Source organism: Pseudomonas oryzihabitans (genome assembly GCF_032027545.1).
Classification (GTDB): Bacteria; Pseudomonadota; Gammaproteobacteria; order Pseudomonadales; family Pseudomonadaceae; genus Chryseomonas; species Chryseomonas oryzihabitans_F.
The window spans coordinates 16,189-32,258 of sequence record NZ_JAVSJB010000022.1 but is presented as its reverse complement, the minus strand read 5'-3'; the positions used below and the strand labels follow the sequence as shown (position 1 = coordinate 32,258).

General features: G+C 63.2%; 13 protein-coding genes and 2 tRNA genes. 1 reads left to right on the top strand and 14 read right to left on the bottom strand.

Going from position 1 to position 16,070, the window contains the following annotated elements; all coding sequences use genetic code 11:
• Positions 1-2: 2 nt before the first annotated feature.
• The 10 genes from infB to ftsH all read right to left on the bottom strand — a co-directional run bounded on the left by infB (position 3) and on the right by ftsH (position 10,283).
• On the bottom strand, positions 3-2,552 hold the full coding sequence (gene infB / locus RND78_RS24035; RefSeq protein WP_312732513.1) for a translation initiation factor IF-2: 2,550 nt from the start codon (positions 2,550-2,552) through the stop codon (positions 3-5).
• 26 nt (positions 2,553-2,578) lie between these two features.
• Positions 2,579-4,051: a transcription termination factor NusA gene (gene nusA, locus RND78_RS24030; RefSeq protein WP_295462756.1), complete on the bottom strand. Its 1,473-nt coding sequence runs from the start codon at positions 4,049-4,051 to the stop codon at positions 2,579-2,581.
• A 49-nt stretch (positions 4,052-4,100) separates the two neighbouring features.
• The gene (gene rimP, locus RND78_RS24025; RefSeq protein ID WP_295462754.1) at positions 4,101-4,559 is read right to left on the bottom strand and encodes a ribosome maturation factor RimP; all 459 of its coding nucleotides are present in this window, start codon (positions 4,557-4,559) and stop codon (positions 4,101-4,103) included.
• Between the two features lie 127 nt (positions 4,560-4,686).
• Positions 4,687-4,763: transfer RNA gene (locus RND78_RS24020), tRNA-Met, on the bottom strand.
• 85 nt (positions 4,764-4,848) lie between these two features.
• A tRNA-Leu gene (locus tag RND78_RS24015) sits at positions 4,849-4,934 on the bottom strand.
• Between the two features lie 16 nt (positions 4,935-4,950).
• Positions 4,951-5,331, bottom strand: a complete 381-nt coding sequence (gene secG, locus RND78_RS24010) for a preprotein translocase subunit SecG (RefSeq protein ID WP_312732512.1) — start codon at positions 5,329-5,331, stop codon at positions 4,951-4,953.
• Positions 5,331-6,089 carry a triose-phosphate isomerase gene (tpiA, locus tag RND78_RS24005; RefSeq protein WP_312732511.1) on the bottom strand — a complete coding sequence of 253 codons (759 nt, stop codon included), beginning with the start codon at positions 6,087-6,089 and terminating at the stop codon, positions 5,331-5,333. Before tpiA ends, secG begins: the two co-directional genes overlap by 1 nt.
• Positions 6,090-6,155: 66 nt before the next feature.
• Complete coding sequence (gene glmM, locus RND78_RS24000; protein ID WP_312732510.1) at positions 6,156-7,493, bottom strand: phosphoglucosamine mutase; 1,338 nt, start codon at positions 7,491-7,493, stop codon at positions 6,156-6,158.
• The gene (folP, locus tag RND78_RS23995; protein WP_312732509.1) at positions 7,493-8,356 is read right to left on the bottom strand and encodes a dihydropteroate synthase; all 864 of its coding nucleotides are present in this window, start codon (positions 8,354-8,356) and stop codon (positions 7,493-7,495) included. Before folP ends, glmM begins: the two co-directional genes overlap by 1 nt.
• Positions 8,357-8,363: 7 nt before the next feature.
• Positions 8,364-10,283, bottom strand: coding sequence for an ATP-dependent zinc metalloprotease FtsH (gene ftsH / locus RND78_RS23990; protein WP_312732508.1), 1,920 nt, complete (start codon positions 10,281-10,283; stop codon positions 8,364-8,366).
• Between the two features lie 667 nt (positions 10,284-10,950).
• On the opposite strand from ftsH, the gene yhbY reads away from it, so the two are divergent.
• Positions 10,951-11,262 (top strand): ribosome assembly RNA-binding protein YhbY, encoded by a 312-nt coding sequence (gene yhbY, locus RND78_RS23985; protein ID WP_059231826.1) that lies wholly within the window; start codon positions 10,951-10,953, stop codon positions 11,260-11,262.
• Here the strand turns inward: yhbY and RND78_RS23980 are convergent.
• From RND78_RS23980 to leuE, 4 genes are read right to left on the bottom strand one after another with little or no spacing between them, the layout of a single operon-like run.
• Positions 11,250-11,702 (bottom strand): hypothetical protein, encoded by a 453-nt coding sequence (locus tag RND78_RS23980; RefSeq protein WP_312732507.1) that lies wholly within the window; start codon positions 11,700-11,702, stop codon positions 11,250-11,252. The genes yhbY and RND78_RS23980 overlap by 13 nt on opposite strands.
• Positions 11,680-12,156, bottom strand: a complete 477-nt coding sequence (gene greA, locus RND78_RS23975) for a transcription elongation factor GreA (RefSeq protein WP_312732506.1) — start codon at positions 12,154-12,156, stop codon at positions 11,680-11,682. Before greA ends, RND78_RS23980 begins: the two co-directional genes overlap by 23 nt.
• Positions 12,153-15,374, bottom strand: coding sequence for a carbamoyl-phosphate synthase large subunit (gene carB, locus RND78_RS23970; protein WP_312732505.1), 3,222 nt, complete (start codon positions 15,372-15,374; stop codon positions 12,153-12,155). Before carB ends, greA begins: the two co-directional genes overlap by 4 nt.
• Positions 15,375-15,395: 21 nt before the next feature.
• The gene (gene leuE, locus RND78_RS23965) at positions 15,396-16,052 is read right to left on the bottom strand and encodes a leucine efflux protein LeuE (RefSeq protein ID WP_409457113.1); all 657 of its coding nucleotides are present in this window, start codon (positions 16,050-16,052) and stop codon (positions 15,396-15,398) included.
• Positions 16,053-16,070: the final 18 nt, after the last annotated feature.

Below are 16,070 nucleotides of genomic sequence, written 5' to 3'. Positions count from 1 at the left end.
CGTTACAGCGAACGGGCGACCTGGACCTTCTCGAATACCTCGATCTTGTCCCCGACGCGCACGTCGTTGTAGCTCTTCACGCCAATACCGCACTCCATGCCGGCACGCACTTCAGCGACGTCATCCTTGAAGCGACGCAGGGATTCCAGCTCGCCTTCGAAGATGACCACGTCCTCGCGCAGTACGCGGATCGGCCGGTTGCGGTGCACCATGCCCTCGGTGACCATGCAGCCGGCGACGGCGCCGAACTTGGGCGAACGGAAGACGTCGCGTACTTCGGCGATACCCAGGATGTTCTCCCGGACGTCACTGCCCAGCATACCGGTCAGCGCCTTCTTCACATCTTCGATGATGTCGTAGATGACGTTGTAGTAGCGCATGTCGAGGCCTTCCTGCTCGACGATCTTCCGCGCCCCGGCATCGGCCCGGACGTTGAAGCCGAACAGCACGGCATTGGAGGCCAGTGCCAGGTTGGCATCGCTCTCGGTGATACCACCGACGCCACCGCCGACCACCCGCACCTGGACTTCGTCGTTGCCCAGGCCCGACAGCGAGCCCTGCAGCGCCTCGAGCGAACCGCGCACATCGGCCTTGAGCACGATGTTGAGGGTCTTCTTCTCGTCCTGGCCCATGTTCTCGAAGATGTTCTCGAGCTTGCCGGCATGGGCACGCGCTAGCTTGACCTCGCGGAACTTGCCCTGACGGAAAAGAGCCACTTCGCGGGCCTTCTTCTCGTCGGTCAGCACGGTGAGTTCGTCACCGGCATCCGGGGTGCCGTCCAGGCCGAGGATCTCGACCGGGATGGACGGACCGGCTTCCTTGATCGGCTTGCCGTTCTCGTCGAGCATGGCGCGGACGCGGCCATAGTTGACGCCGACCAGGGCCATGTCGCCCTGACGCAGGGTACCGTTCTGTACCAGTACGGTAGCGACCGGGCCACGGCCCTTGTCCAGGCGGGACTCGATGACCACACCGCGACCGGGCGCTTCCGGCGTAGCGGTCAATTCGAGCACCTCGGCCTGCAGCAGGATGGCTTCGAGCAGTTCGTCGACGCCGGTACCGGCCTTGGCCGAGACGTGCACGAACTGGGTATCGCCGCCCCACTCTTCCGGGATGACCTGACGGCCAGCCAGATCGTGCTTGACGCGATCCGGATCGGCGTCGGGCTTGTCGACCTTGTTGACCGCCACGACGATGGGCACACCCGCCGCCTTGGCGTGCTGGATGGCTTCTTCGGTCTGGGGCATCACGCCATCGTCGGCCGCCACCACCAGGATGACGATGTCGGTGGCCTGGGCACCACGGGCACGCATGGCGGTGAACGCCGCGTGACCGGGGGTATCCAGGAAGGTGACCATGCCACGCTCGGTTTCCACATGGTAGGCACCGATGTGCTGGGTGATGCCGCCGGCTTCGCCCGAGGCGACCTTGGCGCGACGGATGTAGTCCAGCAGCGAGGTCTTGCCGTGGTCGACGTGACCCATGACGGTCACCACCGGCGCGCGGTGGGTCGCCTTGCCACCCTCGAACTTGAGGGATTCGGCCAGTTGGTCTTCCAGGGCGTTCTCGTTGACCAGCTTGACCTTGTGGCCCAGCTCTTCGGCCACCAGCTGCGCCGTTTCACGGTCGAGCACCTGATTGATGGTGGCGGGAGACCCCATCTTGAACATGAACTTGATGACTTCAGCGGCCTTCACCGACATCTGCTGAGCAAGCTCAGCGACCGTGATGGTCTCGCCTAGATTGACTTCGCGCACTACAGGTCCTGTCGGGCTCTGGAACCCGTGTTGATTTCGCTTCTTGAGTCGCGACTTGCCACCGCGACCGCCGCGCCGGCCAAAGCCTTCTTCCTCGTCGTCGCCACTGCGTACGGCACGGGGAGCTGCGACCTTGTCCTTGATCGACGGACGATGCTGGGCGTTCTTGCGCTCACGACGCTCGTCTTCATCGCGCTTGCTGCTCGGCGCAGGATGCACGGGACGACGCGGCTCTTCGCGCTTGCGCTCGCCAGCGGGATCCGCTTTCGGCGCCTCGGCGACGGGCTCGGCAGCCACAGGCTGCTCGGCTACCGGGGCGGGCGCTGCAGCCGGTGCCGCGGCTTCGGCGGCGATCACCTGCGGCTCGGCCTGGGCCGTGGCCTCGGCCTGCTGCTGCGCAGCCGCTTCGGCGGCGCGCTGGGCTTCTTCCTCGGCGCGCGCCTGGGCAGCCGCTTCTTCGGCGGCCCGCTGGGCTTCCTGCTCGCGGCGCTGCTCGGCCTCGAGTTCGGCGGGGCTGCGCTTGACGAAGGTCTTCTTCTTGCGCACCTCGACACTTACCGTCTTGCTACCGGCCACTTTCAGCGTGGTCTGGGTTTTGCGCTGCAGGGTGATCTTGCTCGGTTCATCGAGCTTCGCCGTCCCCTTCAGGTGGGTCAGCAGCGCCTGCTTCTCCGCATCGCTCACCAGCTGCTCCGCACTGTCATGAGTCAGGCCTGCCTCGCGCATCTGCTGCAGCAGACGTTCCACCGGCGTATTGACCGTCTGGGCCAGTTCTTTCACCGTGACTTGCGTCATGCACTTCTCTCCTCAGACTGCGCCGCTTACTCGAACCAATGGGCACGGGCAGCCATGATCAGCTTGCCGGCACGCTCTTCAGTCATGCCGTTGATGTCGAGCAGGTCGTCGATCGACTGCTCGGCGAGCTCTTCGCGATTCACCACACCACGTTGGGCCAGCGCGCTGGCGAGCTGGGGGTCCATGCCGTCGAGGGTCAGCAGATCTTCGCTGGGGCTCTTCTGTTCTTCTGTCGCGATGGCTCGGGTCAGCAAACGATCCTTGGCCCGGGTACGCAGCTCGTTGACGATGTCTTCGTCGAAGCCATCGATGTTGAGCATCTCTTCCATGGGCACGTAGGCGACTTCCTCGAGGGAGGTGAAACCTTCCTCCACCAGCACCTGCGCCAGCTCCTCGTCGACGTCCAGCTCATCGATGAAGCGCTGGATGATGTCGCCGGTCTCGGCCTGCTGCTTGGCATTGATGTCCGCCTCGGTCATCACGTTCAGCGTCCAGCCGGTCAACTGGCTGGCCAGGCGCACGTTCTGGCCGCCACGGCCGATCGCCTGGGCCAGGTTGTCCTCGGCCACGGCGATATCCATGGTGCGGCTGTCTTCGTCGACGATGATCGACGCGACTTCGGCCGGGGCCATGGCATTGATGACGAACTGCGCGGGGTTGTCGTCCCACAGGACGATGTCGACCCGCTCGCCACCCAATTCACCGGATACCGCCTGGACGCGCGAACCGCGCATGCCGATGCAGGCCCCCTGGGGATCGATGCGCTTGTCCTTGGAGCGTACGGCGATCTTGGCGCGCGAACCCGGGTCCCGGGCTGCAGCCATGACGTCGATCAGTTGCTCGGAGATTTCCGGCACCTCGATGCGGAACAGCTCGATCAGCATTTGCGGATCGGTGCGCGACAGCATCAGCTGCGGACCGCGGTTCTCGGTACGGATCTCCTTGAGCAGCGCACGCAGACGCACGCCCATGCGGAAGGTTTCGCGCGGAATGATGTGCTCGCGCGGCAGCAGCGCCTCGGCATTGTTGCCCAGGTCGACGATCACGCTGTCACGGGTGACCTTCTTCACGGTACCCGAGATGATCTCGCCGACCTTCTCGCGATAGGCATCCACCACCTGGGCCCGTTCGGCCTCGCGCACCTTCTGCACGATCACCTGCTTGGCGGTCTGGGCGGCGATGCGACCGAACTCGATGGACTCGATCTTCTCTTCGATCACGTCACCGGCCTTGGCGCCGGGATGTTCTTCCTGCGCGTCTTCCACCGTCAGGTGCGAATCGGGCAGTTGATAGTCCTGGTCCTCCACCACGGTCCAGCGGCGGAAGGTTTCGTAGCTGCCGTTGTGTCTGTTGATCGACACCCGCAGATCCACATCTTCTTCGTAGCGCTTCTTGGTCGCCGTGGCGAGTGCCAATTCCAGTGCCTCGAAGATGACGCCGGGTGGAACACCCTTCTCGTTCGAAACAGATTCCACTACCAGCAGAACTTCTTTGCTCATCTTACGCCTCGTATTCGCAATCCTTGGGATCCGCGGTCTCGCGCTCAAATCACTCGAAACGGGGAACGACGTTGGCCTTGTCGATCATCTCGATGGGCAGCAGGTACTCATGCTCGTCCACCTGCACCACGACGTCCTGGTCTTCCACACCGCGCAGCAAACCCTGGAAATTACGTCGCCCCTCGAAGGGCGACCGAAGTTTGACCTTCACCTGCTCACCGACATGGGCAGCGAATTGCTCCAGGGTGAACAGGGGTCTATCCATACCGGGGGAAGACACCTCGAGGGTGTATTCATTGGTGATGGGGTCTTCCACATCGAGTACGCCGCTGACTTGGCGACTGACCTTCTCGCAGTCCTCGACGAGGATGCCGTTGGGATGATCGATGTAGACGCGCAATAGCGAATGCCGGCCTTGGGAAATGTACTCGACACCCCAGCAGACGTAGCCAAGCGCCTCGACGACGGGGGCCAGCAAGGCCTGCAACTGTTCTAGCTTGCTCGACACCTGATTGCCTCGCGTTTTTTGAGAATAAAAAATGGGCATTACGCCCATCCCTAAGAGGTCTGCGCAAGAAAGCGCGACCCGAACTGTCCAGCCAACAAAAAGCCCCTATAAAGGGGCTTTAAAAAACTGGTTGCGGGGGCTGGATTTGAACCAACGACCTTCGGGTTATGAGCCCGACGAGCTACCAGACTGCTCCACCCCGCGTCAAAGCTGGAGCGAGAGTATATTCAACTGAACTCCAGGAGTCAACCAACTCTCTCGCCGCGTCCTGCTGGACGTCTTTGCTATTTGGTGCCGAAGATGGGACTCGAACCCATACAGCCTGTGGCCACTACCCCCTCAAGATAGCGTGTCTACCAATTCCACCACTTCGGCATGAAACCTGTGAAACTTACTTGGACTCCTGGGGCACGTCCCCGGAAGTACCGCCCTGCGAAGCCTTCGGCTGCGTCAGAGGAACATCGTTACCATCCTGCTTAGGCTGAGGAGCCTGCTGGACCGGCTGAGTGGGCAACCCCACCTCACGCAGACCCAGCGCACGGTCTTTGGCGTAATACCCAAGACCCAGACTAGTCGCGAAAAAAACCGCGGCCAGTATAGCAGTAAAACGACTCAGAAAGGTAGCGGAACCTTGACTACCGAAAACGGTACCCGAGGCACCCGAACCAAAGGACGCACCCGCTTCAGCGCCCTTGCCCTGCTGCATCAGCACTAGCACGATCAAGCCCAGCGCCATCAGCAAGTGGATCACTACAACTGCAGTTTCCAACATTATCCACGTCCCGCAGCGCGGCAAATCGCACTGAACTCTTCAGCATTCAGGGAGGCACCACCTACCAGCCCCCCATCGATATCCGGCATACCGAACAATTCGGCAGCATTGGCGGCCTTGACACTGCCGCCATACAACAACTGAAGCCCGTCAGCGACTCCAGCATCGGCTTCGCGCACCAGGGCGCGAATCGCCGCATGAACCTCTTGCGCCTGCTCAGGCGTTGCCGTGAGCCCCGTGCCTATCGCCCAAACCGGCTCGTAGGCCACGACGGCATTGGCGAAGGCTGCCACTCCGACGGCATCGATGACCGCCTTCAGCTGGCCACCCACCACCTCCAGAGTGCGCCCGGCCTCCCGCTCTCCGCGAGTTTCGCCGACGCAGAGCACGGGACGCATCCCGCCCTGCTGGATGGCCGCGAATTTCTTCGCCACCACCTCGTCATCCTCTCCCAGCAGGGCGCGCCGCTCGGAGTGCCCCACCAGCACGTAACGGCAACCGAACTCCGCCAACTGGGTAGAGGACACCTCACCCGTCAGGGCCTTCTCGCCTGCGACGGAAGCACAGGTCTGAGCCCCCACCACCAGCGACGTCGCCGTCAACTCCTCGACCACCTTCGGCAGATGCACCAACGTCGGGATCACCACGACCTCGACGCCCGCAACACCATCCAACCCTTTCAAGCCTGCGACCAATGCCGAAACGCTCTGCAGCGAGCCGTGCATTTTCCAGTTACCGGCAACCAGGGGACGACGCATGCGTTTTGCCTCAGGGAGCGAAGTGGGCGCAGATGTTACTCAATCGAAAACAGGCATGCAAGCAAATCAAGCACATACCTCGGCTATCAGTTGCGCCAAGGCCTCGGCATGGGCACGCACCTCGCGCTCGTTCTCGCCTTCGACCATGACGCGCAGCAACGGCTCGGTACCGGACTTGCGCAGCAGAACGCGTCCCTTGCCGGCCATCTTCTCGGTGACCTCGGCACTGGCCTGCTTGACCCGTGGATTCTCCAGCGGATCCTGGCCGCCCCCGAAGCGCACGTTGATCAGCACCTGCGGGCACTTGCGTAGGGCCATGCGCGCCTGTGCCAGGGTCTGGCCAGCATTGCGCAGGGCGATCAGCACCTGCAGGGCAGCGATGGTGGCATCGCCCGTAGTGGTGTACTGGCAGCACACCACGTGCCCGGAGTTCTCGCCACCCAGCACCCAGTTGCGCTCCAGCAGCTCGGCCATCACATAGCGATCGCCGACCTTGGCACGCACGAAGGGGATGTCCAGCTCGGCCAAGCCCAACTCGAGCCCCAGATTGCTCATCAGGGTACCGACCACGCCACCCTCGAGACGACCACGGCGCTTGAGGTCGCGAGCGATCAGATAGAGCAGTTCGTCGCCGTCCACCGCGGCGCCCGTGTGATCCACCATCAGCACCCGATCGCCATCGCCGTCGAAGGCGATACCGATGTCGGCGTGCTGGTCGAGCACCGCCTGCTGCAACCCTTCGAGATGGGTGGAGCCGCAATCCTTGTTGATATTGAGTCCGTCCGGCTGGGCGCCCAGCACACTGACGTCCGCGCCCAGCTCGCGGAACACGCTGGGGGCGATCTTGTAGGTAGCGCCATTGGCGCAATCCAGCACGATCTTCATGCCAGCGAAGCTGGTCCCGGTAGGCACGCTACTCTTGCAGAACTCGATATAGCGACCCGCGGCATCGTTGATGCGCGAGACCTTGCCGATGCGGGCCGAGTCGACCACGGTCATGGGCGTATCGAGCAGTTCCTCGATCATGGTCTCGAGCTCATCGGGCAGCTTGGTGCCGGCGCCGGAAAAGAACTTGATGCCATTGTCATAGTAGGGATTGTGCGAAGCACTGATGACGATGCCGGCGCTGGCCTGGAAGGTCCGCGTCAGGTACGCGATACCAGGAGTGGGCATCGGGCCGAGCAGCATGACGTCAGCGCCCGCAGCGGACAAGCCGGCTTCCAGTGCCGATTCGAACATGTAGCCCGAGTTGCGCGTGTCCTTGCCCACCAACACCCGGCAGCCGCCGCGACTGCGAAAGGCGATGCCCGCCGCCCAACCCAGCTTGAGCATGAAGTCCGGGGTAATGGGGTACTGCCCGACCTTGCCGCGAATGCCATCGGTTCCGAAATACTTTCTTGCCATCAGTTCTGTTCCTGCCTGAAGCCTTCGACCGCGGCGATCATCTTCACCACGTCCACCGTTTCCGCCACATCATGGACCCTGAGGATCTGGGCGCCCTTGGCCAGCGCCAGGGCCGCCAGAGCCAGTCCGCCCGCCAGGCGCTCGGCGACCGGCCGACCGGTGACAGCACCGATCATGCTCTTGCGCGAAACCCCTACCAGCAAGGGTAGCCCAAAGCCGAGCAGCTCGGACTGTCGCTGGAACAGTTCGAGATTGTGCTCCAGGGTCTTGGCGAAGCCATAGCCGGGATCCAGCACCAGGCGTTCGCGGGCGATGCCTGCCGCCTCGCAGCGAACGATCTGCTCGTCGAGGAATTCGCCAACCTCGCCTGCCACGTCGCCATAGGACGGGGCTTGCTGCATGGTGCTCGGCTCACCGCGCATGTGCATCAGGCAGATCGCCAGATCGGTCGCAGCCGCCGCCTCAAGGGCGCCTGGCCGACGCAGCGAACGGACGTCGTTGATCAGGCCAGCACCCGCCAGGGCCCCTTCGCGCATGACCGCAGGCGTGGAGGTATCCATGGAGATGACGACATCCAGCTCTCGGGCGATCGCCTCGATCACCGGTACGACACGATCAAGTTCTTCCGCTTCGGATACCGGCGGTGCCCCGGGCCGCGTGGACTCCCCGCCGACGTCGATGATGGCCGCACCGGCCGCCACCATACCTTCGGCATGGCGCAGGGCGCTTTCGACCACCGTGTAACGACCACCATCGGAGAAGGAGTCGGGAGTGACATTGAGGATGCCCATCACCTTGGGCACGTCAAAAACAAGAACCCGATTGCCGCAAGGCAATCGGGTCGAAGGGAACGGATTGAACATGGGTGTTTCAGTGTTCTCCGGCAGGACCGCCGATGGGTGTTTCAGGACGATCGCTACCACTCTGGGGCGAGGCAGGTGCATCCCCGGTCGGGCCGCCACGGTCGTGCCAGTCACGCGGCTCACGCGGAACCTTACCGGCCATGATGTCGTCGATCTGATCGGAATCGATGGTCTCGTACTTCATCAGCGCATCGGCCATGAGTTCGAGCTTGTCCCGATTTTCGTCCAACAGGCGCTTGGCGGTGTTGTAGCAATCATCGATGATGCGGCGAATTTCCAGGTCGATCAGCTTGGCGGTCTCACCGGACATGTTACCGTTGCCACCCCCACCAGAACGACCCAGGTAGCCTTCGTTCTCTTCCTCACCGTAGAGCAGCGGGCCAAGCTTTTCCGACAGGCCCCACTTGGTCACCATGTTCCGCGCCAGGGAAGTGGCTCTCATGATGTCGTTCGAAGCACCAGTGGTAACCCCCTCGAAGCCCAGGGTCATCTCTTCGGCGATACGGCCACCGAACAGCGAGCAGATCTGGCTCTCCAGCGCCCGCTTGGACAGGCTGTAGCGATCTTCCTCGGGCAAGAACATGGTCACGCCTAGGGCGCGGCCACGGGGGATGATGGAGACCTTGTAGACCGGATCGTGCTCCGGCACCAGCCGACCGACGATGGCATGACCGGCCTCGTGGTAGGCAGTGTTGCGCTTCTCCTTCTCGGACATGACCATGGTCTTGCGCTCGGCGCCCATCATGATCTTGTCCTTGGCCAGCTCGAACTCGCGCATGTCGACGACGCGCTTGTTGGCACGCGCGGCGAACAACGAGGCTTCGTTAACCAGGTTGGCCAGGTCAGCACCGGAGAAACCAGGGGTGCCCCGGGCGATGACACCCGCGTCGACGCGCTCGCCGATCGGCACCTTGCGCATGTGCACCTTCAGGATCTGCTCGCGGCCGCGGATATCCGGCAGGCCAACCACGACCTGGCGGTCGAAACGACCGGGACGCAGCAGCGCAGGGTCAAGGACGTCGGGACGGTTGGTGGCGGCAATGACGATGATGCCGTCATTCATCTCGAAGCCATCCATCTCGACCAGCAGTTGGTTGAGGGTCTGCTCGCGTTCGTCGTGACCACCGCCCATGCCGTTGCCACGATGGCGACCGACCGCATCGATCTCGTCGATGAAGATGATGCAAGGCGCGTGTTTCTTGGCCTGGTCGAACATATCGCGAACCCGGCTGGCACCGACACCCACGAACATCTCGACGAAGTCCGAACCGGAAATGGTGAAGAACGGAACCTTGGCCTCACCGGCCACTGCCTTGGCCAGCAGCGTCTTACCGGTACCAGGCGAGCCAACCATCAGTACGCCACGGGGAATACGGCCGCCCAGGCGCTGGAACTTGCCCGGATCACGCAGGAACTCCACCAGCTCAGTAACCTCTTCCTTGGCCTCGTCGCAACCGGCGACGTCAGCAAAGGTGGTCTTGACCTGGTCTTCCGACAGCAAGCGTGCCTTGCTCTTGCCGAAGCTCATCGGGCCGCCGCGACCGCCGGCCCCTCCCTGCATCTGGCGCATGAAGAACATGAAGACGGCGATGATCACCAGGATCGGGAAGCTGGCGACCAGCAGTTGGGTCCAGATGCTCTGCTGCTCGGGCTGCTTACCGGTGATGGTGACGCTGTTGTTGACCAGGTCACCGATCAGGCCATTGTCCTGGATAGCCGGACGGATGGTCTTGAAGGGATCGCCATCCCGGTGCTTGCCGGTGATGACGTAGCCATCCACGGTGACGCTCTCGATCTGCCCGTCCTTCACCTGCTGGATGAAGTCGGAGTAGTTGAGCGTCTGGGGTTCGTTGGGGCTGGAGAAGTTGTTCATCACGGTGACGAGCACCGCGGCGATGATCAGCCACAGGATCAGATTCTTTGCCATGTCGTTCAATTGACTACCCTCTGCGCCGGTTTCGTGGGTAAACCGTTCGAAGCGAAACCGGCAGTGACCGGTAAGTTACTACACAAAGCCTGGCCCACGGCAGACATCGTCTGTAACGCTATATGAGTCTTCTGCCTTTGACTCTAGGGCAAGGCAGACGTTGCGACCATCAATTCTCTCAATTGGCCATTGAAACCGCGACCCAATAGATACTGCACACGCGATCCGTCCCGCGAAGCGAACGGCTTGCGCATCAACCCCTGGCGAACTCATCGTGCACCTGCCTTGAGGTAGGCGTCGAGACTTTCGCCATGGAAGATCCTGTTGGGAGGTCCCGCCTGGAGGAGGCCTGTCGTGCACCAGCCTCTTGGCTGGCTCGCACGAAAGAGCAGGCACCAGGCTGGTCCACCGCATTCAGGCGAATCATATGGGGGGCCAGCCAGCAAAAAACAAGGCCCGCCGACCGGCGCCGATCGCCTCGAGCAGCGCGTGGCAGGCCCGGGAGCGATGGCCGGGCTTCCGCGCCGGCTTGACGCAAGAATCTTCGGGGGTGTTCCTTGAGCCAGCGATGGCCGCTTTTTGGCACTCGCCAAGGTAAGTTTTCTCGTATCGCTGGGCGGCATCGGACGGCTGCGATAAACTGTTCGGCTTTTATCCGGGGTGAATTATGGCGCTCAACAACGAGCATAAAAAGCGGTTCAAGGCGATCGGTCATCAACTCAAGCCGGTGGTCACCATCAGCGAGAATGGCTTGAGCGAGGGCGTGCTGGGTGAGCTCGACCGCGCCCTGAACGATCACGAACTGATCAAGATCAAGCTGGCCGTCACCGAGCGGGAAGACCGTCGGGCGCTGATCGAGGAACTGTGCGCTTCGAGCAAGGCAGAGCTGGTGCAGGTGATCGGCAAGATGGCGCTGATCTATCGCAAGGCCCGCGAGCAGAATCGCAACCTGTCCAACGTGGTGCGCTACACCGCCTGATTCGGGCGCGGGCGCCCCGGGACGGGCTGCAGCACCAGGATCAGTCCGCAGAGCAGCAATATCACGTAGCCGGCCAGAGCGGTCGGCCCGCTCCACAGGCGTGCGAGCTCATTCTGCAACAGCACGGCCGCCGCACTCGCCAGCAGCAACTGGCCACGCAGGTCGCGCCACAGGGCGTGAACGCCTGCCCACCAGACCAGCACCACGATCTGCGTGAAGACGCCGCCGGCCGCGGCGCTGAGCATCATGCGCAGCAATTCCTCGCGACCGGACTGGATCAGCAGCGGCGCCCAGCCCGCCTGGGCGAGCGCCACGGGAATGCAGAGGTGCAGGGCAACCAGCGGGCCGACCCAGAACACCTGAGCCAGCTGCCAGGCTGCAGCGAGCAGCGTGGCGAGCCAGCCGCGGGCGCGGCGGTCAGACGTGACGGACGGCGACAATTTCGTATTCGACATTGCCACCCGGGGTCTTCACCAGCACCACGTCCCCTTCTTCCTTGCCGATCAGGGCACGGGCAATGGGCGAACCCACCGATAGCTTGCCCTGCTTGATGTCCGCCTCGTCGTCGCCGACGATCTGGTAGGTCACCGCCTCATCGGTCTCGGTGTTGGCGATCTCCACGGTGGTACCGAAGATCACCTTGCCGGTATGCGGCAAGGCGGTCACGTCGATCACCTGGGCGTTCTGCAGACGGCCTTCGATGTCGCGGATGCGCGCCTCCACCATGCCCTGCTGTTCGCGGGCGGCGTGGTATTCGGCGTTCTCCTTGAGGTCACCCAGCTCACGCGCTTCGGCGATGGCCTGGGTGATCTGCGGGCGCAGCTCAGTCTTGAGGTGCTTGAGCTCCTCTTCCAGGGCGCGCGCACCCTGGACGGTCATGGGGTACTTGGTCATGCCTTAACTCCTGCATGCAGATCTTGCAGCCGGCGCACGGTCTTCTCGGCGCCGAATTTCAAAGCTTCGCAAATGGCCTGGCCGCCGGCAATGGTGGTAGTGCAGCACAGCTTGTGCTGCAGGGCATTGCGACGGATCGAATAGGAGTCAGCGATGGACTGCCGGCCTTCGGTGGTGTTGATGATCAGGGTGACTTCGTCGTTCTTGATCATGTCGACCACATGCGGGCGGCCTTCGGTCACCTTGTTCACGCGACGCACCGGCAAACCAGCCGCCTCGATCACTCGCGCGGTGCCAGCGGTGGCGACGACTTCGAAGCCGAGGCCGACCAGATCGCGAGCGACCTGCACGGCTTCAGGCTTGTCGTCGTCACGGACGCTGATGAAGGCGCAACCGGAGTTCGGCAGGATCTCGTTGGCGCCCAGTTGGGCCTTGGCAAAGGCCTCGCCGAAGCTGTCGCCGACACCCATGACCTCACCGGTGGACTTCATTTCCGGGCCGAGGATGGGGTCCACGCCGGGGAACTTGTTGAAGGGGAACACCGCTTCCTTGACGCTGAAGAACGGCGGAATGATCTCCTCGGTGAAGCCCACCTCGGCCAGGGTCTTGCCGGCCATGACGCGGGCGGCCACCTTGGCCAGGGATTCACCGATGCACTTGGAGACGAAGGGCACGGTCCGGGAGGCCCGCGGGTTGACCTCGATGACGTAGATGTCCTCGCCCTGCACGGCCATCTGCACGTTCATCAGACCGACCACGCCAAGCTCCAGGGCCATCTTCTTGACCTGCTCGCGGATCTCGTCCTGGATGTGCTTGGGCAGCGAATAGGGCGGCAGCGAGCAGGCGGAGTCACCGGAGTGCACGCCGGCCTGTTCGATGTGCTGCATGATGGCGCCGATCACCACGGTCTGGCCGTCGCACACCGCATCCACGTCCACCTCGATGGCGCAGTTGAGGAAGTGGTCGAGCAGCACCGGGCTGTCGTTGGACACCTTCACCGCTTCGCGCATGTAGCGCTTGAGTTCTTCTTCCTGGTAGACGATTTCCATCGCCCGACCGCCCAGCACGTAGGAGGGACGCACCACCATCGGATAGCCGATGTTCTTCGACAGGGCCAGGGCTTCGTCTTCGCTGCGCGCGGTGGCGTTGGCCGGCTGGCGCAGGTTCAGGCGCTGGACCATCTGCTGGAAGCGCTCGCGGTCTTCGGCGCGGTCGATGGCATCGGGGCTGGTGCCGATGATGGGCACGCCGGCTTCTTCCAGGGCGCGGCAGAGCTTGAGCGGGGTCTGGCCGCCATACTGGACGATGACGCCCTTGGGCTGCTCGACGCGGACGATCTCCAGCACGTCCTCCAGGGTCACCGGCTCGAAGAACAGGCGGTCGGAGGTGTCGTAGTCGGTGGAGACGGTCTCCGGGTTGCAGTTGACCATGATGGTCTCGTAGCCGTCTTCACGCATGGCCAGGGCCGCATGCACACAGCAGTAGTCGAACTCGATGCCCTGGCCGATGCGGTTGGGACCACCACCGAGGATCATGATCTTGTCGCGCCCGCTGGGCTTGGCCTCGCACTCTTCCTCGTAGGTGGAGTAGAGGTAGGCGGTGTCGGTGGCGAATTCGGCGGCGCAGGTGTCCACCCGCTTGTACACCGGCAGCACCTTGAGCTTGTGGCGATGGGCCCGCAGGTTCTTCTCGGTGACGCCGAGCAGCTTGGCCAGGCGCGCATCGGAGAAGCCCTTGCGCTTGAGCTTGCGCATCAGGTCGTAGTCGAGGTCGGCCAGACCCAGGGTCTTGATGCGCTCCTCGTCCTTGATCAGGTCTTCGATCTGCACCAGGAACCAGGGATCGATGCGGGTCAGCTCGAAGACCTTGTCCAGGCTGTAGCCCTGGCGGAAGGCGTCGCCGATGTACCAGATGCGATCAGCGCCCGGCACGGTGAGCTCGCGCTTGAGGGTGCCGTCGGCCTCGGGATCGGCCGGGTCCAGCTTGGGATCGAAGCCCACCACGCCGACTTCCAGGCCGCGCAGGGCTTTCTGCAGGGATTCCTGGAAGGTGCGACCGATGGACATGACCTCGCCAACGGACTTCATCTGGGTGGTCAGGCGGGCGTCGGCCTTGGGGAATTTCTCGAAGGCGAAGCGCGGGATCTTGGTGACCACGTAGTCGATGGCCGGCTCGAAGGACGCCGGGGTACGACCGCCGGTGATGTCGTTCTGCAGCTCGTCCAGGGTGTAGCCGACCGCCAGCTTGGCGGCGATCTTGGCGATCGGGAAGCCGGTGGCCTTGGAGGCCAGCGCCGAGGACCGCGATACCCGCGGGTTCATCTCGATCACCACCATGCGCCCGGTGTTGGGGCAGATGCCGAACTGGACGTTGGAACCGCCGGTCTCGACGCCGATCTCGCGCAGCACCGCCAGGGAGGCGTTGCGCATGATCTGGTATTCCTTGTCGGTCAGCGTCTGGGCCGGGGCCACGGTGATGGAGTCACCGGTGTGCACGCCCATGGGATCGAAGTTCTCGATGGAGCAGACGATGATGCAGTTGTCCTTCTTGTCGCGGACCACCTCCATCTCGTATTCCTTCCAGCCGATCAGGGATTCGTCGATCAGCAGCTCGTTGGTCGGCGACAGGTCCAGACCGCGGGTGCAGATCTCTTCGAACTCCTCACGGTTGTAGGCGATGCCGCCACCGGTACCGCCCATGGTGAAGCTCGGCCGGATGATGCAGGGGAAGCCGACCTTTTCCAGCACGCCGTAGGCTTCTTCCATGGTATGGGCGATACCCGAGACCGGGCAGGCCAGGCCGATGTCCTTCATGGCCTTGTCGAAGCGCGAGCGATCCTCGGCCTTGTCGATGGTGTCGGCATTGGCACCGATCATCTCGACGCCAAATTTGGCCAGCACGCCATGACGCTCCAGGTCCAGGGCACAGTTCAGTGCAGTCTGGCCACCCATGGTCGGCAGCAGGGCGTCGGGACGCTCCTTCTCGATGATCTTGGCCACGGTGGCCCACTTGATCGGCTCGATGTAGGTGGCGTCGGCCATGGCCGGGTCGGTCATGATGGTGGCCGGGTTGGAGTTCACCAGGATGACGCGGAAGCCTTCCTCGCGCAGGGCCTTGCAGGCCTGGGCGCCGGAATAGTCGAACTCGCAGGCCTGGCCGATGACGATGGGGCCGGCCCCGAGGATCAGGATGCTCTTGATGTCTGTACGCTTAGGCATGGGCTTCTCGAATGCAGGTAATCAGGTCAGGGTCGCGGTGGCCAACTTCACACCGAACCCCACGAACAGGGCGCCAACGCCACCGGTGGCGCTTGCGCTGAGGCGACGCCGCTGACGGAACCAGGCCGCCAGGCGGACACCACAGAAAATCAGGAACGACAGGTAGCAGAAGCTGATGGCTTCCAATACCGCGCCCAACACCAGGAAGGACAGCGCCGGATGGGCGTAACCGGGGTCCACGAACTGGATGAAGAAGGAGACGAAGAACAGGATCGCCTTCGGATTCGACAGGCTCAGCAGCAGCGCCTTGCGGAACGGCTGATGCACGTCTTCGCGCAGGGTCGCCTCGGCCTGGCCCTGGGTCGGGCTGCGCCAGGACTTGAGTCCGCCGCGCAACATGCCCCAACCAAGGTAGAACAGGTAGACCGCGCCCAGGTACTTGAGCGCCTGGAAGAACAGCGGCTCGGCCTTGAGCAGCGACGCCACCCCCAGGGCCGAGAGCAGCATCAATACGGCATCGCCGAGAAACACGGCGGAGGCCGCCTGGTAGCCGCTGCGAATGCCGCGCTGGGCGCTGGTGGCGAGCACGAAGAAGGAATTGGGGCCGGGCAGCAGGATGACGAACAGGGTCCCGACCACGTAGGTCCAGAAGTCGATGACACCCAGATTCGCCAGCATGAGCCTTATCCTCCTCCC